This is a genomic window from Romboutsia sp. BSD2780061687b_171204_C1, from assembly GCF_015560225.1.
Taxonomy (GTDB): Bacteria; Bacillota; Clostridia; order Peptostreptococcales; family Peptostreptococcaceae; genus Romboutsia_C; species Romboutsia_C hominis.
Map to the genome: position 1 here is coordinate 1 of NZ_JADMRK010000007.1, position 20,156 is coordinate 20,156.

Genomic DNA, 20,156 nt, shown 5'->3' on the forward strand with positions numbered 1-20,156 from the left:
GAGTTTGGACCGTGTCTCAGTTCCAATGTGGCCGATCACCCTCTCAGGTCGGCTACTGATCGTCGCCTTGGTAAGCCGTTACCTTACCAACTAGCTAATCAGACGCGGGTCCATCCTGTACCGCCAGAGCTTTGATAAGAAAGCCATGCGACTTTCTCATGTTATCTCGTATTAGCATACCTTTCGGTATGTTATCCGTGTGTACAGGGCAGGTTACCCACGCGTTACTCACCCGTCCGCCGCTCTTTACCGAAGTAAATCGCTCGACTTGCATGTGTTAGGCACGCCGCCAGCGTTCATCCTGAGCCAGGATCAAACTCTCAAATAAAAGTTGTTACCTGCTCAGACTATCATTATCTGAATATCTGGCTTGGTTTGTTTTCGATTCTTTTAAGAATCAGTTATTATAAATTAACCTACTGTTTAATTTTCAAAGTTCTTATTTACACTTTATTTTGTGTTTTTCGTTTTGCCTTTTTCTTAAGGACAAGTAATACTATACCACCTTATTTTTATAACGTCAACACTTTTTCAAAACTTTTTTTAATTTTATTTTGCTATCTTAGTTTCATATATATTTACTTGTTCTCTAGCTTTAGTAATTTCAACACTTCTAGCTTTTTTATTTTTACTTAAATCTAAAATTTTTATTACATCTTTGCAAAAATAAATCATAATTTCTCCAACTAATAAACTAACACATATTAAACATATCCAATTCATAACCCCAAACATACTATTTCCCCCTAAACTTAATTTTATGTATTTTTCTATATTTTTATTAAGCTTTCCTTTATAAAAATTAATCTATATATCTTCATTTTTTATTTTTTTAATATCCTTTCTCCCATTGGGATACTATATTCTTCACTATTTTGTATATTTTTTTAATGATTCTTGCTAAAAATTATATTTTATTATTTAATCTTTTATCAATTTTTTGCATAGTAAATAAGATTTTTAACGCTTAAAATACATTACTTCTAGTTGTAAGCGCTATATTATATTTAAACCTTAATTATCATTAAATCAAAATAAAAACCCTATAAAATAGCTTTTAAAAGCTATTTTATAGGGTTTTTATTCATAATCTATTCTTCGTCTGCTTTGTTGCTTGTAGAGTTATCTATTGGTTTCATTGTTGGGAATAAAATTACGTCTCTTATAGATGGAGAATTTGTTAATAACATCATAACTCTATCTATACCTATTCCTAATCCACCAGTTGGAGGAAGACCTACTTCTAGAGCATTTACGAAATCTTCATCCATATCACAAGCTTCGTCATCTCCTAATTCTTTCTTTCTTAATTGGTCCATAAATCTTTCTTTTTGATCTATTGGATCATTTAACTCAGAGAATGCGTTAGCTAATTCCCACTTATTTGCGAATGCTTCGAATCTATCTGTTTTTCTTGGATCTTCTACATTTCTCTTAGCAAGTGGAGATACTTCAACTGGATGGTGAGTTATAAATGTAGGTTGGATTAACTTATCTTCTCCAAATTCTTCGAACATTGCATTTATAACTTCTCCTCTTCTCATTCCAGGAGTTATTTCTATTCCTTTTTCTTTAGCAACTGCTAAAGCCTCTTCATCTGTGTCTATTTTTGAGAAATCTACACCAGTATATTCTTTAACACAGTCTTCCATAGTCATTCTTCTCCATGGAGGAGTGAAGTCTATTTCAGTTCCTTGATAATTTACCTTCATGCTTCCTGTAGCAGCTTCAGCCATATAAGCTATAACATTTTCAGTTATATCCATCATATCTGTGTAATCTGCATAAGCTTGGTATAATTCTATAGCAGTATACTCTGGGTTATGCTTTATAGACATACCTTCATTTCTAAACATTCTACCCATTTCGTATACTTTATCAAATCCACCAACTATAAGTCTCTTTAAGTATAATTCGTTGGCAATTCTCATGTACATAGGTATATCTAGTGTATTGTGATGAGTTATGAAAGGTCTAGCATTAGCCCCACCAGCTATAGTATTTAATATTGGTGTTTCAACTTCTAAGAATCCTCTTTCATCTAGGAAAGATCTTAAAGCTTTTAATGCTTTAGTTCTAGTTAAGAAAGCATCTTTAACTTCTGGGTTAACTATTAAGTCAACATATCTTTGTCTATATCTTAAATCTTGGTCTTTTAATCCATGATATTTTTCTGGTAATATTTGAAGTGATTTAGATAATAAAACAACTTCATTTGCTTTTACAGAGATTTCTTCTTTTTTAGTCTTGAATACTTCACCTTCAAGCCCTATTATATCTCCTATATCATATGTAGAGAATATAGCATACTCTTCTTCACCTATTCTATCAAGTCTAACGTAGCATTGTATTCTTCCATCTTGATCTTGTATATCGATGAATCCTGCTTTACCTTGAAGTCTCTTACTCATTATACGTCCAGCTATTCTAACTACTTTTCCTTCAAATTCTTCAAAGTTATTTTTTATTTCCATAGAGTTAGTAGTTCTGTCATATCTACTTTGGTGGAAAGGATCTCTTCCCATTTCTTGTAGCTTAGCTAACTTATCTCTTCTTATTTGAAGAACTTCACTAAGTTCTTCTTGAGTTTGATCATTATTCATTTGTTGATCATTATTCATTTGTTTTACCTCCCATATTATCTTTTTATTTCTAATATTTCAAACTTAGCAACTCCGTCTGGTACTTGTACTTCTACAACATCTCCTATAGTTCTTCCTAAAAGAGCTTTTCCTACAGGAGATTCATTTGATATTCTTCCTTCATATGGGTCTGCTTCTGCTGAACCTACTATTGTATATTCAACTTCTTCATCAAATTCAACATCGTTTACTTTAACTATTGAACCTATAGTAACAACATTAACATCTATTTGACTTTCATCTATGATAACAGCTCTTCTTATCATACTTTCTAACTTCATTATTCTCTCTTCAACTTGAGCTTGCTCATTCTTAGCTTCATCATACTCAGAGTTTTCAGATATATCTCCAAAAGATATAGCTACCTTTATTCTATCAGCAACTTCTCTTCTTCTTACAGTTTTTAAAAACTCTACTTCTTCCTCTAACTTATCGAATCCTTCTTGAGTTAACAGTATTTCTTTCTTATCTTCCATGACCCCTACAACTCCTTCACTATGTATTTGGGCATAAGCCCAATTTTTAAATTTTGCTCAAAATATACATTTTTAATTTATGCGCTATATTATAAGTTACTCTTATTTCAATGTCAAGCAGTCTTCCATATACTCACGTAGCTTAGATACTACTTCTTCATGGCTTTCTATCTTATTTATTTCATCTCTAACTCTAGCAGAGTTTTTAAGTCCTTTTAGGTACCAACCTATATGCTTTCTCATTTCTCTTACAGCAACATATTCTCCATGCTCTTTTACCGCTAAATCTAAATGTTTAATAGAAGTGTTTATCTTTTCTTCTAATGTTGGTTCTGGTAATATCTCACCAGTTTGCATGTAATGATTTATTCTCTTGAATATCCATGGGTTACCTTGAGCCCCTCTACCTATCATTATAGCATCACAATTTGTTTTGTCTAATATATTTCTAGCATCTTCTACTGTAAATACATCTCCATTTCCTATGACAGGTATACTTATATTTTTCTTTATTTCACCTATTATATCCCAATCTGCTTTTCCAGAATAATATTGTTCTCTAGTTCTACCATGTATAGCTAAAGCACTTATACCACAAGCTTCTGCTATTTTAGCTATCTCCACTGCATTTATGCTATTGTCGTCCCAACCTTTTCTTATTTTTAAAGTTACTGGCTTATCTGAATTTTTAACTACGGCCTTTAAAACTTCTTCAGCGAGCTTAGGATTTTTCATAAGAGCTGATCCATCACCATTTTTAACAACTTTAGGTGCTGGACATCCCATATTTATATCTAATACTTCATTTGGGTATTCATTCATTATTTGAGCAGCCCTTCCCATAAACTCTGGGTCTGAGCCAAATATTTGAACTGCTACTGGATGCTCTACATCTTCTATTTTAAGCATTTTTTTAGTATTCTCATCATCATAACATAATGCCTTAGCATTTATCATTTCCGTATAAAGCATTCCACAGTTTTGTTCTTTACATATAAGCCTAAATGGTAAGTCTGTTACACCAGCCATTGGCGATAAAAAGACTTTATTTTCAAGCTCTAAATTTCCTATTTTTATCATTTGTCTCCTCCTATATGATGTATTTTTATTATTTATATATATCCATAAATTAATTCATTATCACAAAATTCATAATTTAGATACATATTTTGAAATTGATTTATTCAAAAAAAGAATTGGGCAAATAACCCAATTCCCTCTATTCTTTGTTCTTCTCGTATATTAATCTTAATCCTTCTAAAGTTAAGTATTTATCTACATAGTCTATAGAATCTGTTTCTGATGCTATAAGAGTTGATAATCCTCCTGTAGCAACAACTTTTATGTTTTCATAATCAAGTTCTTTTTTCATCATTTCTATTATCTTATCAACTAATCCCACATATCCATAAACTATTCCAGCTTGCATAGCTGATACAGTATTTTTGCATACTGTAGTTCCTGGTTTTATAAGTTCAACTCTAGGAAGTTTTGATGCTCTTTGGAATAAAGCTTCACTTGATATCTTTATCCCTGGAGCTATAGTACCTCCTAAGTATTCACCTTTATCAGATATAGCACAGAATGTTGTAGCTGTTCCAAAATCAACTATTATAAGTGGATATTTGTACTTTTCTATACCAGCAACAGCATTTACAATTCTATCTGCCCCTACTTGCTTAGGATTGTCGTATTTTATATTCAATCCTGTTTTTATCCCAGGACCAACTATCTTAGGATTTATGTTACAGTATTTTATACAAAAATTTTCAAGAGAATGCATTACATTTGGTACAACTGAAGATATTATTATATCCTCTATTTCATTTATATCTATATTATCAAATTTAAATAAGTTACTTATTAACATTCCATATTCATCAGACGTCTTTTCTTTGTCTGTGTTTATTCTCCAGTCTTTTATTAACTGTTTTTCTTTATATATACCTAAAACCATATTGGTATTTCCAACATCAAATACTAAAAGCATTTATTATTAACCTTCTTTCTACCTTTTGATGACTTTTTTTAGGGCCATTATAACAGGTGATACTACTAAAGCTCCAATTATCGCTTCAGGTATACCATTTGTTGCTGCAAGAGTAAATATAAATGTTCCTGCAGTAGAAGCACTTGCCCCACTTACTTCAGCAAACCTAGCTCCATATAAGATATAAATCATGCCTAAAACACCTGCTGTGTTTATTATAGAACCTAATCCTCCGGCTAATAATCCTGATATAGATGCTTTTTTAGTTAACTTCATGGCGAATTCATATATATAATACGCTAGTATTCCTATCAACACTCTTGGAAGTATAGACACTAGTGGATTAATAAATGCGAAAGATGTTATCGTAGGTTGATTCAATGCCTTTATAAGGCTAGTCAGACCAAATATAAACCCTACTGTAGCTCCAACTATAGGACCTTCTATAATTGAACCTATGATAACAGGTACATGCATTATAGTTGCATTAGTGGGTCCTATAGGTATATACCCTATCCCTGGTATCATTGACATCATAATAGATACTGCGGAAAGCACACCTATTATAGCCATCTTTCTTACGTTCACATTTTTTGTAGCTTTTGTTTGCACGTTCATAAAATACACCTCCGTTCCAGCTCATAAAGATGCCGGACTTCTTAAATTATTTAGTTTTTTTAATTCCCTTGATATCAAGTCAGGCTCCTATATCTCAAGGATGCCAGCTGTAACAAGAATAATTGTATCAATAGGAAATAACATTGTCAACAATTCTTAGTTTCCTATTATTTCTTTATATGAAGGTATATTCTTTATAGAATTTGCATTTTTTATTGCATTTATTACACTTTTTTCTACAACCTCTGTAGCTATAGAACTAACTAAAGTTATATCTGACTCTATTTCCCCTGTAGCCATTGTGAAAATTGTATCTCCATCATGAGGTGTATGTATAGGGAATATAGATTTTGCATAACCATTATGTGCCACTTGAGATACTTTCTTGCACCCTGCTTTATCCAGCTTAGCATTAGTAACAACTACCCCTATAGTAGTGTTATCTATGCTAAATCCACCTTTTGAGAATCCTTCTTTCAAAATATCATAAGTGCTAAGATTTTTCTTTTTACTATCATCTAAAACCCCAGCTATTAATTTCCCATCTTCATACACATCTCCAAAAGCATTTACAGCAACTAATGCAGATACAACTAATCCATTTTCTAATTCTATAGAATAGCTTCCTATTCCACCTTTCATACAGTATTCTGGTCCTCTTATCTTTCCTACTGTAGCTCCACATCCTGCACCATAATTACCTTGTCTTAACTCTTTATCTGTGGCAACTTCACAAGCCTTATACCCCATATCTATATTTGGTCTACATTTTGGATCCCCTACTATTAAATCAAATAATACAGCTCCAACTACTATAGGTACTTTAGCTACTCCAACATCAAACCCTATATTATGTTCTTCCAAATATTTGCTTACTCCACATGTAGATTCTAATCCAAATGCAGAGCCACCAGACAGAACAACTGCATGTACTTTTTGTATCATATTTATAGGATCTAATAAATCAGTTTCTCTTGTACCCGGCGCTGAACCTCTAACATCTACTCCACATGTAGCACCTTCTTCACATATAACAACAGTACATCCTGTTAACCCTTCAGTATCTTGAACTTGACCTACTTTTATACCTTTTACATCTAAAATATTGTTATACATATCCTTTAATCCCCCTTATAGAAATCTCTCCTGATATAATCTCTTTAATAGAACCATCATTTCTCTTTATAATTAAATTTCCCTCTTCATTTATATCTAAACATCTAACTAATTCTTTTTCTTCGCCTCTTATGGTGTATATTTCCTTTCCAATTATAGCTGAATGTCTTCTACAAATATCTAAAACTTTTTCTTTTGAATTATTATTTATATACTCTAGATACAGACTTTCAAATTCTAATAATATATTCCTTACTATATCGACTCTAGATACAATATAATTTTCCTTATATAGAGATGTAGCTACATCACATATTTCCTGGGAAAACTCCATAGTTTTTACATTTATTCCAATACCTAAGACAATATGATTAATTCTTTCTATTTCTGCGGATAGTTCAGTTAATATTCCACATATTTTTTTTTCATTTAATATAATGTCGTTTGGCCATTTGATTTTAGCATTTACACCTAGCTTATTTAAAGCTTCCACTATACTTGCTCCTGCTATTAATGTTATGAATGGTGCCTTATATGGAACTATATTTGGTTTAAGTATTATACTCATCCATATTCCTTCATATGAATTAGAATGCCAATTCCTACCTAGCCTACCTCTACCTTTTGTTTGCTCTTCGCTTATAATAACCGCACCTTCAGACTCTTCATTACCTATCTTCTTAGCATAATCATTTGTAGAATCAATTGTGTCGAAATGAATAATTTTCTTACCTAAAATTTTAGTATGTAGATTATGGTATATATTATCATAAGTAAGTAAATCATCAGGCTTTTCTATCAATCTATATCCTTTCTTGTTTACCGATTCAATATTATACCCCTCTTCTCTAAGAGACTTTATATGTTTCCAAACAGCTGCTCTAGATATTCCTAATTTTTTAGATAATTCTTCCCCTGAAATAAATTTACTTTTATTATCTAATATTTCTTGTATTATCTTTTTTCTCATCCTTCACCTCTATCTATATAACATTTATACAACCATATTACTTTTTAATTTATAACTAATTATACATTATCTATTAATATTTTCACATTTCAAATAACTTATAATTTTAATTTATTTTTAATCAACACTACATTAATTAGTATTCTAATAAAATAACTATTTATTTAACACTCTAAAGCTTTATCTATTCAATAAGAATAAAAATATCACCATTCATTATAAAAAGATTTATAACCTATTACATTAGCTTTAATTTTATATTTTATTAATATACTAAATGCATTATAGATTTATAGTATAAAAAAGAACCTTGATTAATCAAGGTTCTTTCTTATACTACTTGTTATCTATATCATTTTGAGTAGTGTCTTCATTTGTAGTATTTTCTAGGTTATTATGTTTTACTTCAAACTCTTCTGTTGTTATAGCAGTTGTATCAACTTTAGATTCATTATTTTCTAAAGGCAATTCTTTATCAAAAGCTTTTATAAATTGCTCTGCATCTAAAGTTTCATGTACTAATAATGCTTGAGCTATATACTCTAAACTATCCATATTATCTTGTAGTAATTTTTTAGTTCTAGCATAAGCTTCATCAACTATTCTGCTTACTTCCTTATCTATTTCATAAGCTATTTCTTCTGAGTAATTCTTTTTAGAATTGAAGCTATTTCCTAGGAATACCTCATCCTCTTGATCACCAAATGCCATAGGTCCAAGCTTTGAACTCATTCCATATTTAGTAACCATACTTCTAGCTGTAGATGCTACTCTTTCTAAGTCATTTGATGCTCCTGTAGATATATCATCTAAAACTAATTCTTCAGCAACTCTACCACCTAGTAAGACAACTATATTTTCTTTCATTTCATTCTTTGTTGCGTAGAATTTATCTTCAACAGGAAGTTGCATAGTAAATCCTCCTGCTCTTCCTCTTGGTACTATTGTAACTTGATGAACTGGACTTACATGTTCAAGTACGTGCGCACAAACGGCATGACCTGCTTCATGATATGCTGTAAGTCTTCTTTCAGGTTCACTTATTACTCTAGATTTCTTAGCAACACCTGCTATAACTTTTGTTATAGCTTCTTCTATTGTTTCCATTTGGATTTTCTTTTCTCTTTTTCTAGCTGTTAATATAGCAGCCTCATTCATTAAGTTCTCTATATCTGCTGGAGTAAATCCAGGTGTTCTCTTAGCTAAAACTTCAATATTAACATCATCTGCTAATGGCTTATTCTTAGAATGAACCTTAAATATAGCTTCTCTACCTTTAACATCTGGTGCTCCTACAACTACCTGTCTATCAAATCTTCCTGGTCTAAGTAATGCTGGATCAAGTATATCTGGTCTATTAGTTGCAGCCATTATTATGATTCCTTGATTAACACCAAAACCATCCATTTCAACTAGAAGTTGGTTAAGTGTTTGTTCTCTCTCATCATGACCTCCACCAAGACCTGCTCCTCTTTTTCTACCAACAGCATCTATTTCGTCTATAAATATTATAGCTGGTGCATTCTTTTTAGCTTGTTCAAATAGGTCTCTAACTCTAGATGCCCCTACCCCAACAAACATTTCAACGAAGTCAGAACCACTTATACTAAAGAATGGAACTCCTGCTTCTCCTGCAACTGCTCTTGATAAGTAAGTCTTACCTGTACCCGGAGGACCTACCATAAGTATACCTTTTGGTATTCTTGCTCCTAAATCAATATACTTTTTAGGGTTTTTCAAGAAGTCTACAACTTCTTGTAAATCTTCTTTTTCTTCATTTAAACCTGCTACATCTTTAAATGTAACTCTAGTTTTTTCGTCATCTTTATGAACTTTAGCTTTTGACTTACCGAAGTTCATAACCTTTCCGCCTCCGCCTTGAGACTGATTCATGAAGACAAACCATATTATTACCATGAAGAATATTAATAATAGTGTCGGTAACATTTCTACAAACCAAGGAGTTGATGGTCTTGGCTCTCCACCAAACACTAATTTACCTTCCATAGCTTGGCTTAAGATTTCATTAGCTAATTTATCTCCCATTACTTCTTTTGGAACATATGACCTAAACTTTACGTTAGAGTTTTTTATAGTTCCTTCTACTGCAGTCCCATCAACAAAATGTATTCTTGATACATTTCCTTTTTCTAATTCTCTATATACCTTAGAGAACTGCATATTTTCTATCTTTTCAGTAGGTTTTCCTGAAAACTGTACTATTCCTACTATGATTATAAATATTAGTAGGTAGAAACCTATTCCCTTGAAAAATTTATTCAAAAGAAGTCCTCCTTTCCTATATCGTTTTATTCTATATTTTCTTAAAGGTAATCTTTAAGACTTCCTTTGTACTATTGTCTATTTTGTAATTTTCACTATTTTTATAATCACCTACACATAAGATACCTTGCTCATCTACTATTATAGGTACATTGCATCTTTCTTCTCTAGGTATTTTTAAATCTATAAATAAGTCTTTTATTTTTTTGCTTCCTGCTGAAAGCTTTATCTTATCGCCTTCTTTTCTACTTCTTACTACTATACCCCCTTTTACTTTATCAAAATCAAAACCTTTAGATTTCTTATCTAGTTTCATACTCTTATATCTATCTATATTCATTGTTTGAGTTTCTAAAACTAAATTAAGTTCTTTTACTTTAATAAAACCGTTACTAGGTAAATTATAACAAAACTCTATAGTTTCGTTAACTATTTCTTTATTAATTAATAGTATAGTATTTTTTCTTCTATATGCAAATATCCCCCTTGGAAGGGTTATCATTTTATCTATCTTTTTATTATCTTCTAATTGCATAATGTCTTCTATATGCTTTTGGTCTACAAAGTTAGTATCTCCAAGTATATGTTTTATACCTTTTCTTAATACCCTTACCTTGATAGCATCATGAAGTTTTGAATACTTTTGTATATCTATTTCGCAGGCATCTTCTTGTAAATTGGAAACTTCTTTAAATTTAATTTCTGATTCTTCTTGGATATAATCGCTGTCAGTTTTTAAACTATTACTCATTCTTACTATAGATTCTATTACATTTGGATTAAAATTATCCTTCATATATGGTATAAGTTCTAATCTTATTTTATTTCTGGTGTATATAGTTTCTAGATTTGTATGATCTATTCTTGGATTTAATTCGTATTCTTCACAATAAGCTTCTATATCTTTTCTATCTATATCTAATATAGGTCTTATTATATTGTTGTCTCTTATATATTCTATTCCTCTTAATCCTTGAAGTCCAGTCCCTCTCATTATTCTCATAAGTATAGTTTCTGCTTGATCATTTAAGTTATGACCTATAGCTATCTTATTAGATTTTGTCTTTTGCTTTATTTCTTCAAACATTTCATATCTAAGTTTTCTTGCACCTTCTTCTACAGATAAACCATTTTCTTTACAGTACTTAGGTACATCTATAGATTTAACAAAGGATGTTACTCCTAAATTTTCACAAAGTTGAGTTATATATAGTGCATCTTTTTGTGCTTCTATACCTCTTATTTGGTGATTTAAATGAGCTGCATATACTTCTATATCTAGTTTTTCTTTTAGTCTATAAAGTATATGTAATAGACAAACAGAGTCTGGTCCCCCAGAAAGTCCTAAAACTATTTTATCTCCATTTTCTATTAGATTATATTTATTTATAGTACTTAGTACTTTTTCAAATATCATATATTAATACCTCTTACATCTAGTTTTTAGTAACTTTTTATGTATAAAGTTTCTATAAAAAAACTATAAACCCTTGTACGTTTTTTAAAACATTCAAAGTTTAGTATAGTTATTATAATACCAAATAAATTAAATAAAAGGTAGTACTTTAACTACCTTTATAAAATTTATATATTTCTATTATTCTTTAATTTCTAACAAAATATCTATTTTATTTCTACCGTTAAACAAATCCATTATATTTATGTCATAATCTATATTTAATTTTATGCAGTTTTCTGCTTTTTTATCTATTTTTAAATCTCTTGTTTTAGTCTCTATTATAAATAAACCTTGTGGAGTTCTATATTTACTTTCATTTACAACTCCCTTTTCAAAATTCATAGTAGAATTTACTTCACCGAACTTCTTTATACTAACCTTATTATCAGATATTTTAATAGTTGTTGTAGTTGGTTTATCCATTTCCACTTCCTTATAAACTACATATAAATCTTCATTTTTATAGTATATGTTTGCATCAGCCTGTTGTCTAATAGTATCTAGTACTCTTTTCTTTTCATATTGTGTTGTAACTATATTTATTTTAGCATTCACTTCTTTTTCCTCCTAAAACAAATATAAACTTTAGATAATATCTAAAGTTTATATTTGTTGATTAGTACTTTTGTATTTCAACATGATTTACATTATCTATATCTCTTTTTATAAACTCTGTGGCTATACTAGCGAATTTTTCAGGTATATCAGAGACATAGTATTCATAATATGCTCTTTCATTACCATCTTTTCTTAATATATCTTCTTCTTCTAGTACTTTTTTCAAATCCATAGCAGTTTCTTTAGCTGGATTCACTAATTTAATATCTTCTCCAACATATTCTCCAATAGTTCTCTTTAATATTGGGTAGTGAGTGCATCCTAGCACTAAAGAGTCTATCCCTTCATTAACTAGCTCTTCTAAATATTTTTCAGCTGTTAGTCTAGCTATTTCTGTATTTGCCCAACCTTCCTCTACTATTGGCACAAATAAATTGCAAGCCTTATCTATTATCTTTATATCTTTATCTATTTTAGCTATTTCTGCATTATAAGTTTTAGAACGTACCGTACCTTCTGTTCCAATAACACCTACTATTTTATTTTTTGTAGAATATGCAGCTGTTCTAGCTCCTGCTTCTATAACACCTATTATAGGTATATCATATTTTTCATTAGCCTCTTTTAAGCATCTAGCAGTAGCTGTATTACAAGCTATAACAATAGCTTTTACACCTTTAGATATTAAAAAGTTTATTGCTTGGAAGGTATATTTCATTACTGTATCCTTTGATCTAGGACCATAGGGAACCCTTGCTGTATCCCCAAAGTAGATTATATTTTCATTAGGTAAGATTTTCATTATTTCTTTTAAGACTGTTAATCCACCTAATCCAGAATCAAATACCCCTATAGGTCTATCACTCATCATAAACACCTGCTTTACTTCTTAGAGTCTATTGCTAACTCTATTAATTTATCTATTAGATTAGAATATTCTAATCCTGTTACTTCCCACATTTTAGGATACATACTTATATTAGTAAACCCTGGTAATGTGTTTATTTCATTTATGAATATTTCTCCTGACTTTCTGTCTATAAAGAAGTCTACTCTTGAAAGTCCTTTACCATCTATTCCTTTAAATGCATCTACTGCCATCTTTCTTATATTTTCCATATCTGCATCACTTATTTTAGCTGGTATTTCATAAGTAGATGCTCCGTTTATATATTTATCCTCATAATCATAGAAATCTTTAGCTGGCTTTATTTCTCCTGCTATAGAAGCCTTAACTTCTTCATTTCCTAAAACAGAAACTTCTATTTCTCTTGCATCTACACCTTGCTCTAAAACTATTCTTGAATCGAATTTTAAAGCTTCATTTATTCCATTTAAAAGTTCTTTTCTATTTGTTGCTTTAGATATACCAACACTTGAACCTAAATTAGCAGGTTTTACAAATACAGGATAATCTAGCTCTCTTTCTATTTTGTTTAGTTCTTCTTCTGTGTTATTGTTAAATACTATTTTAGTTGTATAAGTATAATTTACTTGGGGTAATCCCATTTGAGAGAATACTTTTTTACATACAAGTTTATCCATACCAACGCTTGAAGCTAAAACACCACAACCAACATATGGTATTTGGCTTATCTCAAATAATCCTTGTATTTTACCATCTTCTCCATATGGTCCATGTAAAACTGGGAATAATACGTCTATCTTTTCAAATCTTCCATCTTCAAATTTTATACCTACTTCTCTATTTCCAACAGGTATAAGGTTTATTTCAACATTTTTATTAGCCAAATTCTCCCATTGTCCATTTTTTATGTTTTCTTCACTACCTTCATAATACATCCATCTTCCATCTTTAGTTATCCCTATTGTGAATACATTGTATTTATTTTTATCTATATGTTTATATATTGAAGCAGTTGAAGATAAAGAAACTTCATGCTCTCCTGATTTTCCACCAAATATTAAAGCCACATTAAGTTTGCTCATTAACAATCTCACCTTTCTGGTTTATTTTCTAATTCAAATATTATATGCATTTTACTATCTAAATGATTATTATAGTCCATTATAACAAAAAAATAAAGGAGCCAAGCTCCTTTTTGCGCATTTTTCATCAATTTTCACTATTATTTTGCAAACACATGGTTCCCTATTCTCATATGAGGACTCAAAGTTTTTATCCACTTGCAAGTGGCTATATCTGGATTCCAAAAATATATAGATTCGTTAGTTGGATCGGTTCCATATAAAGCTTCTCTTGCTGCTTTATATGCACTTTCTGTTGGATCCATTTTTATTGAACCATCATTTACAACAGAAAAAGCATTTTTCTGATATATAACATCTCTTATTGTATTTGGAAATCTAGGATCTTTTACTCTATTTATAACAACTGCCGCTACTGCTACCTGACCCTCATAAGATTCTCCTCTGGCTTCTCCTGACACTAATCTAGATAACAATAAAAGCTCATCATTTGTTATGTTTAAAACTTCCTTTTCTTGTTTTTTGGTAATACCTTCTTCTACAGTAGGTACTTCACTTGTTCCTAAATCTTTTCCTTCTGCTAGTACCACATTCGTACATAACAACATGTAGAATAAAATAATTAACGATACTATAGATTTATAGCACCTGCCCATTCTTATGTCACTCCTTTAGTTTTTTAATATTGAATCTATGATTTCTGCTATTTTAAATTTAACTTCTACTCTACTAACTTCTTCTTTAGTTTTATGAGTTATTAAATTGTATTCTTCTTCAGTTAATACTTCCTTTAACTTTTCATCTGTAGCCTTATCTATAACTCCATTTTCTTCATCTATAAAACATAAAGGTGGAAACATTACGCACCACCAATTTTTGCCTGTTCCCTCTCCGATAACTATCTTCAAAGCCTTATATTCCCCTGCTGGAAGAACTACACTTGAATATTGCTTAGTTGGAAAATTACTATATTCTATCCCTACCTTTATGTCATAAGTATATCCATTTTCTTTTATAATATTCTCACTTATTTTTTCTATTTGGTCATATTCATTCTTTATTATTTCTTCACTTTGGCTTATATTTTTTGATTTTGATAGTTTAGGTTGAAGATACTCAATAACCGCATCCCTTACTTTTAGCTTTAGTTCTTGATCTTCATCTGAATCACTATTTGCTATAACATGAAATCTAATTAACTTATCTTTATAATTTTCTGATAATGAATTTATATTTTTGACCTCTCCATTTATAGTTAGTGTCATTAGGCTTATAACGCCTATAAGACTTAATACTAATATTATCAATCTTATCCTTATCTTATTCATAATTATTTCCCCCTCAAAATATTTCTATTTTGAGTATATCCAATCTGCACTTTTTTATACTTTTGCATTTGAATTTTAAATTACTTTATATCACACATAAGAATTCTATTTTTAATTTGTTTATAAAAAATAGAAATTTTTTTATTTTGTTACAATAAAAAAAGAAGGTTTTACCTTCTTTTAAATTTCTTTATTATTCACTGTTCTTTCTATCATAAAGTTTTCTGCTTTTTCAATATGCTCTTTAGCATATTTCTTAGCAAGTTCATTATCTCCCTTTTTTATTGCATCTACAATAGCTTTATGTTCATCTATTATATTTTTCACTGTTTCATAATCAGCTATGTATGTCTCTCTAAATCTGTATACTTGCTCCCATAAAGAATTTATCAACTGATGAAGTTTTTTATTGTTAGTTGATTTAAATATACACTCATGAAATTCTACATCTTTTTTAAGAAGGGCATCAACATCTGAGCTTTTAGCACTTTCTTCAAATTCTTTCGCTATTTTTTCAAGTTCTTTTATATTTTCTGGATTTATTCTTTCTGCTGCTAAAGATGATGCTAACCCTTCTAGTGTTGCTCTTATTTCTAATACGTCTATTATATCTTTTAATGACATATTAGCTACATAAGCACCTTTTCTAGGTAACATAACAACAAGCCCTTCTAACTCAAGTTTTCTTATAGCTTCTCTAACTGGAGTTCTACTTACGCCTAACTGTTCTGCTAGCTGAACCTCCATTAATCTTTGTCCTGGATTTAACTTTCCTTCTACTATTGCTTCTCTAAGATTTTCAAATACTACATCTCTTAGTGGCTTATAATCATCTAGATTTAATTTAGTTAAGTTATCCACAAATTTCAACTCCTTTTTCACTACTGCTTACAACATATACTTGAGAATATTGCTGTAATAGTATGTCTTTACACTTTAGTGCATTTTCAGATTTATCAAATAATCCAAATACTGTAGGTCCACTACCACTCATCATAGAACCTAAAGCACTATTAGCCATCATTATTTCTTCTATTTCATTTATTTCCTTATGAATTTTACTAGTTACATTTTCTAATACATTTGACATATTTTTTGATAAGGAATCTATATCCCCTTTTTCTAGACACTCAATTAAAAGTTTATTATTAGGTCTATTTTCTATATTATTTAAGTCTAAACCTTGATATACATCTTTTGTAGACACAAATAGGTTAGGCTTACATATAAGTATACTTATATTTTTAGGCAGCCCTTTTATGTAACTAAGTTTTTCTCCAATTCCTTCTGCTAATGCAGTTTTCCCAGAAATACAGTATGGAACATCTGCTCCTAACTTTAAACCTAGCTCCTGTAACTCTTGCTCTGTTAAATTTAATTTCCATAGTTTGTTAAGTCCAACTAATACTGCTGCTGCATTTGAACTCCCACCTGCCATACCTGCTGCTACAGGTATATTTTTCTCTATAAATACCTCAATCCCTTTATTTATATTGAATCTTTGCCTTAAAAGTTCAATAGCTTTGTATACTATATTGTCATTATCTAGTGGTATATGGCTACTATTACTCTTTATAACGACGTCATTTGTATCTAATTGCTTTATCTTTATAACATCATACAAGTCAATTGTCTGCATTATCATTTCTACTAGATGGTACCCGTCGTCTCTTTTTCCTAGCACATCTATAGATAGATTAATTTTTGCTCTACTTTTTAATTCTATAGAATTCATCATATCCTCCTTGTATATAGTATAATGTATTCTCAGCTATTAACATTATACTACAAAAAATAAAATAATAGGGGATTGTCCCCCCTATTATTTTATTTTTTACAATATATTTTAATCTGCTAAAACGACCTTCTTTTCTAATATTAAACATTTTCCTGGTCTTAATGGTTCATCAACTTTTATCTCATTAACCTCTGCTATCTCTTCCTCTGTAGTATTATATTTCTTAGCTATATTCCAAAGACTATCTCCTTCTTTGCATATATAAACTATTATACTTGGAGCCTTAGATAAATCATAAATTCCTAAATCATCACCTTTTATTATAAAACTTTCTGATTTCTTATCTATACCCTCTATAAATCTCTTTATTTTCATATTAATATCTATTTCATCTCTATTTAAGTCTACATCTATTTTTTCTATACTAACTGTATTAAATACCTTACAAGTATCTGTTAATCTATCTATCTCTATATCATGTTCAAAAGGAATTTCTTCACTTATTCTATAAACCATTTTTAGCCCTTCCACTGGAACATAAAGAATATCTACTCTTACTATACCTTGGATAACACTCTTGTTATCTTCTATATAAGCATTTTCTATTGATATTGATGGACAAACACTAACTATATCCTTTATTTGTATATCATCTTTATCATTCTTTATGCTTTCTTTTACAACAAAATTTTCTGTTCCACTGTATAATATTTTATTTACATCTATAGCTCTATGATCAAATTTTAGTATTTTTTGAGGAGAGTACGCATCTTGTAATACCTCTCTCGTAGTTTCATCTGTTACTTTAACTTTACTACTAACTGTGCAATCTATATCTAGTATACCCGTATTACTATCTCCATTTTGCTTAAATGTATGGTTAAAATCTCCCATAAATAACATAGCTTCTTCTTTCATACCATCACAAGCTCCAGGAACCTCTATAAATTGTGTAAAATCTATACCAATTCTATCTAACTCTACTAGTTCACCATCATATGTACAAGCCAACGGGTTTACTTCTAGTACCCCACCAACGATTACTTTATTGTCTGCTATCCTAGTTTCTTTTATCCTAGCATTTGGATTTAAACTTATTATAGATTGTATTTCTTCTGTATTAACATTTATAGTATCCCTTATTACACTTTCTGTTCTCTCTATACCTATAATGTCTTGATAACTTATCTCTTTTCTATGTTTTTGTATCCCTTCAACTTGAGATACATCTTTAACTATATCTAATCTCTTTTTGTCAAATAAGCTACCTCTTACATTCATAAGAGCACCAACTTTTATCTTTCTTTCATTCATAATAGTACAATCAACATGTTCAATTTCAGGATATAACATATATTCCATGTCTTGGACTATATTATCCTTTTCTATAACTTCATTTATATCAATTCTTCCATCTACACTAGAAACAGTATTTTTATCATCTGTTATATATATTACATTATAGTTGAAACTTCCTCTACAATGTATTTTGCCATCTGCCACCTCTATTTTTTTAATTGCTATGTAACCTTCTGTTTTTATAATGTCATATACATCTGCTTTTTTATCTGGTACAACTACCTCTGATTCTATAAACGTTTGAAATTTACCGAAGTCTATTCTATTATCTACTTTAATTACATCTTTAATTAATTCCATCTTCGTCCCCCCTGTATTAAATAAAACTATCACACTATATTTATATTTAAGGAACAAAAAAAAAATTACACCTATTTTTGATAGGTATAATTTTAACTTACACTTAATTTATCTTGATGTTTAAATACTTTCAACTTTACGTTAGATGTTAATAAATCAGAGTAACTGTAAGATACTCTTGAATAACCATTTGCTTCGTCATATATTTTTACGACAAATACACTTGGATAAACATTTTCTAGTATCCCCTTCTTAGTAACAATCTGTTTTCTTCCCTTATTTGCCTTAAGTAAAATCTTTTTACCTAAGTGCCTCTCTAAGCTAGTTCTTATATTATCTAGCGTTTGAACAGTGGCCATAATATCACCTTCTCTTAAACGATTATATGTTTACATAATATCACATTTAAGAGGTTTTGTCAAATGTTTAAACTAATTATTTTATATATTTTTGATAAAAAAGTCAATAGTATTTTTTAAAATATACAATATAATTTGATATTATTTTTAATAAATTATAGACTTAGGCATAGCCCATCTAAATTTACCTCTTGTTTCTGACCCGCCTATACCCTTCATACCTGTAACAGTTTGCTCTATTACCTCTTCTATTGGTACTATAGTATCTATTCTTGAGCAAGCTATTTTTTCTACCACAAAAACTGGATCTAGAGCATGTATCATTATTCTCCCTGGAGAGCTTGCATAATTTGCTCCTGCTTTGATTAACTGTTCATAATTTGACTGGCATGCTCCAGCAAATATAACTAAATTATCTAGATTAGGTTGCCACTTTCTAGCTTGTTTTACTGTTTTAATAAAATTCATAGAGTTTTTATAATTGCTTAAATCTGTAGTGTTACCTTTTTTAGAAGTTAAAGCATCATGACCAGTGATTACAAGTATATCTGGATTATGTTTTTCTAACAGTGCTCGTACTTCTTTATACTGATTAGGCTCTGGTATAGCAATTCCGACTGCCGGTATTCCTAACTCTGTATAAACATCTAAGCATAGTTTTAGATATTCTTTATCTCCATCAATTTGAAGGACCTTTCCTGGCATACCATAAACATTTGTATTCATTTGTAATTTCGGAACTGCCCTATTCATCTTTTTTTCTCTTTCCTTTGCTTTTCTCATTGATTGAGATATTAAGGACTCTACATTTTTATCTAATAAAACATCTCTTATATTTGGTAATCTTACTGCCTCTAAATCATCTATTGGTGCATCAGCTAATATTCTAAATGCTACTCCTTTTAATATTGCCACTTTTTCATTTTTTTCATCTATGCTAAAAGCTATTATTTTAAATACTATATCTTTCCCATATGATTTTCTTACTACTATATCTCCTATATTCATAT

At 30.0% G+C, this 20,156-nt stretch carries 20 protein-coding genes and 1 rRNA gene; all 21 read right to left on the minus strand.

Features of this window, described 5'->3' with window-relative positions; translation table 11 throughout:
* Positions 1-328, minus strand: a 16S ribosomal RNA gene (locus I2H23_RS11710); the annotation flags it as partial.
* Positions 329-549: 221 nt separating this feature from the next.
* Complete coding sequence (locus I2H23_RS11715; RefSeq protein ID WP_092921510.1) at positions 550-735, minus strand: hypothetical protein; 186 nt, start codon at positions 733-735, stop codon at positions 550-552.
* A 356-nt stretch (positions 736-1,091) separates the two neighbouring features.
* Positions 1,092-2,621 carry a lysine--tRNA ligase gene (lysS, locus tag I2H23_RS11720; protein WP_092921512.1) on the minus strand — a complete coding sequence of 510 codons (1,530 nt, stop codon included), beginning with the start codon at positions 2,619-2,621 and terminating at the stop codon, positions 1,092-1,094.
* Positions 2,622-2,638: 17 nt separating this feature from the next.
* Complete coding sequence (gene greA / locus I2H23_RS11725) at positions 2,639-3,118, minus strand: transcription elongation factor GreA (protein ID WP_092921514.1); 480 nt, start codon at positions 3,116-3,118, stop codon at positions 2,639-2,641.
* Between the two features lie 102 nt (positions 3,119-3,220).
* Complete coding sequence (gene dusB, locus I2H23_RS11730) at positions 3,221-4,195, minus strand: tRNA dihydrouridine synthase DusB (RefSeq protein ID WP_195581696.1); 975 nt, start codon at positions 4,193-4,195, stop codon at positions 3,221-3,223.
* A 142-nt stretch (positions 4,196-4,337) separates the two neighbouring features.
* On the minus strand, positions 4,338-5,108 hold the full coding sequence (locus tag I2H23_RS11735; protein WP_092921516.1) for a type III pantothenate kinase: 771 nt from the start codon (positions 5,106-5,108) through the stop codon (positions 4,338-4,340).
* Between the two features lie 18 nt (positions 5,109-5,126).
* A complete protein-coding gene (locus tag I2H23_RS11740) occupies positions 5,127-5,726 on the minus strand; it encodes an ECF transporter S component (protein WP_243248295.1) in 600 nt (199 codons plus the stop codon).
* 156 nt (positions 5,727-5,882) lie between these two features.
* Positions 5,883-6,842: a P1 family peptidase gene (locus I2H23_RS11745; protein WP_195238348.1), complete on the minus strand. Its 960-nt coding sequence runs from the start codon at positions 6,840-6,842 to the stop codon at positions 5,883-5,885.
* The gene (locus I2H23_RS11750; protein WP_195238350.1) at positions 6,835-7,812 is read right to left on the minus strand and encodes a biotin--[acetyl-CoA-carboxylase] ligase; all 978 of its coding nucleotides are present in this window, start codon (positions 7,810-7,812) and stop codon (positions 6,835-6,837) included. The genes I2H23_RS11745 and I2H23_RS11750 overlap by 8 nt, the downstream gene beginning before the upstream one ends.
* Before the next feature lie 336 nt (positions 7,813-8,148).
* Positions 8,149-10,095 carry an ATP-dependent zinc metalloprotease FtsH gene (ftsH, locus tag I2H23_RS11755; protein ID WP_195581676.1) on the minus strand — a complete coding sequence of 649 codons (1,947 nt, stop codon included), beginning with the start codon at positions 10,093-10,095 and terminating at the stop codon, positions 8,149-8,151.
* Between the two features lie 31 nt (positions 10,096-10,126).
* Positions 10,127-11,512 (minus strand): tRNA lysidine(34) synthetase TilS, encoded by a 1,386-nt coding sequence (tilS, locus tag I2H23_RS11760; protein WP_092921524.1) that lies wholly within the window; start codon positions 11,510-11,512, stop codon positions 10,127-10,129.
* A gap of 180 nt (positions 11,513-11,692) precedes the next feature.
* The gene (locus I2H23_RS11765; RefSeq protein WP_092921526.1) at positions 11,693-12,109 is read right to left on the minus strand and encodes a DUF1934 domain-containing protein; all 417 of its coding nucleotides are present in this window, start codon (positions 12,107-12,109) and stop codon (positions 11,693-11,695) included.
* A 61-nt stretch (positions 12,110-12,170) separates the two neighbouring features.
* Positions 12,171-12,980, minus strand: a complete 810-nt coding sequence (murI, locus tag I2H23_RS11770; protein ID WP_166506305.1) for a glutamate racemase — start codon at positions 12,978-12,980, stop codon at positions 12,171-12,173.
* Between the two features lie 14 nt (positions 12,981-12,994).
* Entirely contained in the window at positions 12,995-14,062 is a 1,068-nt protein-coding gene (locus I2H23_RS11775) for a D-alanine--D-alanine ligase family protein (RefSeq protein WP_092921530.1), read from the minus strand.
* A gap of 140 nt (positions 14,063-14,202) precedes the next feature.
* Positions 14,203-14,718 carry a cell wall hydrolase gene (locus tag I2H23_RS11780; protein ID WP_166506122.1) on the minus strand — a complete coding sequence of 172 codons (516 nt, stop codon included), beginning with the start codon at positions 14,716-14,718 and terminating at the stop codon, positions 14,203-14,205.
* A gap of 15 nt (positions 14,719-14,733) precedes the next feature.
* Complete coding sequence (spoIIR, locus tag I2H23_RS11785; RefSeq protein WP_092921532.1) at positions 14,734-15,390, minus strand: stage II sporulation protein R; 657 nt, start codon at positions 15,388-15,390, stop codon at positions 14,734-14,736.
* A 180-nt stretch (positions 15,391-15,570) separates the two neighbouring features.
* Positions 15,571-16,251: a GntR family transcriptional regulator gene (locus I2H23_RS11790; RefSeq protein ID WP_092921534.1), complete on the minus strand. Its 681-nt coding sequence runs from the start codon at positions 16,249-16,251 to the stop codon at positions 15,571-15,573.
* Complete coding sequence (gene ispE, locus I2H23_RS11795) at positions 16,244-17,125, minus strand: 4-(cytidine 5'-diphospho)-2-C-methyl-D-erythritol kinase (RefSeq protein WP_092921536.1); 882 nt, start codon at positions 17,123-17,125, stop codon at positions 16,244-16,246. The genes I2H23_RS11790 and ispE overlap by 8 nt, the downstream gene beginning before the upstream one ends.
* Before the next feature lie 111 nt (positions 17,126-17,236).
* Positions 17,237-18,787 carry a DUF3794 and LysM peptidoglycan-binding domain-containing protein gene (locus I2H23_RS11800; protein WP_092921538.1) on the minus strand — a complete coding sequence of 517 codons (1,551 nt, stop codon included), beginning with the start codon at positions 18,785-18,787 and terminating at the stop codon, positions 17,237-17,239.
* A 92-nt stretch (positions 18,788-18,879) separates the two neighbouring features.
* Complete coding sequence (locus I2H23_RS11805; protein WP_092921540.1) at positions 18,880-19,146, minus strand: Veg family protein; 267 nt, start codon at positions 19,144-19,146, stop codon at positions 18,880-18,882.
* Positions 19,147-19,293: 147 nt separating this feature from the next.
* Complete coding sequence (yabG, locus tag I2H23_RS11810; protein ID WP_166506123.1) at positions 19,294-20,154, minus strand: sporulation peptidase YabG; 861 nt, start codon at positions 20,152-20,154, stop codon at positions 19,294-19,296.
* Positions 20,155-20,156 lie beyond the last annotated feature (2 nt).

What these genes read in the sequence shown, in the direction of transcription:
- I2H23_RS11715 (WP_092921510.1), bottom strand. Translation starts at nt 735, where the DNA reads ATGTTTGGGGTTATGAATTGGATATGTTTAATATGTGTTAGTTTATTA.
- lysS (WP_092921512.1), bottom strand. Translation starts at nt 2,621, where the DNA reads ATGAATAATGATCAACAAATGAATAATGATCAAACTCAAGAAGAACTT.
- greA (WP_092921514.1), bottom strand. Translation starts at nt 3,118, where the DNA reads ATGGAAGATAAGAAAGAAATACTGTTAACTCAAGAAGGATTCGATAAG.
- I2H23_RS11735 (WP_092921516.1), bottom strand. Translation starts at nt 5,108, where the DNA reads ATGCTTTTAGTATTTGATGTTGGAAATACCAATATGGTTTTAGGTATA.
- I2H23_RS11740 (WP_243248295.1), bottom strand. Translation starts at nt 5,726, where the DNA reads ATGAACGTGCAAACAAAAGCTACAAAAAATGTGAACGTAAGAAAGATG.
- I2H23_RS11745 (WP_195238348.1), bottom strand. Translation starts at nt 6,842, where the DNA reads ATGTATAACAATATTTTAGATGTAAAAGGTATAAAAGTAGGTCAAGTT.
- I2H23_RS11750 (WP_195238350.1), bottom strand. Translation starts at nt 7,812, where the DNA reads ATGAGAAAAAAGATAATACAAGAAATATTAGATAATAAAAGTAAATTT.
- tilS (WP_092921524.1), bottom strand. Translation starts at nt 11,512, where the DNA reads ATGATATTTGAAAAAGTACTAAGTACTATAAATAAATATAATCTAATA.
- murI (WP_166506305.1), bottom strand. Translation starts at nt 12,980, where the DNA reads ATGAGTGATAGACCTATAGGGGTATTTGATTCTGGATTAGGTGGATTA.
- I2H23_RS11775 (WP_092921530.1), bottom strand. Translation starts at nt 14,062, where the DNA reads ATGAGCAAACTTAATGTGGCTTTAATATTTGGTGGAAAATCAGGAGAG.
- I2H23_RS11780 (WP_166506122.1), bottom strand. Translation starts at nt 14,718, where the DNA reads ATGGGCAGGTGCTATAAATCTATAGTATCGTTAATTATTTTATTCTAC.
- spoIIR (WP_092921532.1), bottom strand. Translation starts at nt 15,390, where the DNA reads ATGAATAAGATAAGGATAAGATTGATAATATTAGTATTAAGTCTTATA.
- ispE (WP_092921536.1), bottom strand. Translation starts at nt 17,125, where the DNA reads ATGAATTCTATAGAATTAAAAAGTAGAGCAAAAATTAATCTATCTATA.
- I2H23_RS11800 (WP_092921538.1), bottom strand. Translation starts at nt 18,787, where the DNA reads ATGGAATTAATTAAAGATGTAATTAAAGTAGATAATAGAATAGACTTC.
- I2H23_RS11805 (WP_092921540.1), bottom strand. Translation starts at nt 19,146, where the DNA reads ATGGCCACTGTTCAAACGCTAGATAATATAAGAACTAGCTTAGAGAGG.
- yabG (WP_166506123.1), bottom strand. Translation starts at nt 20,154, where the DNA reads ATGAATATAGGAGATATAGTAGTAAGAAAATCATATGGGAAAGATATA.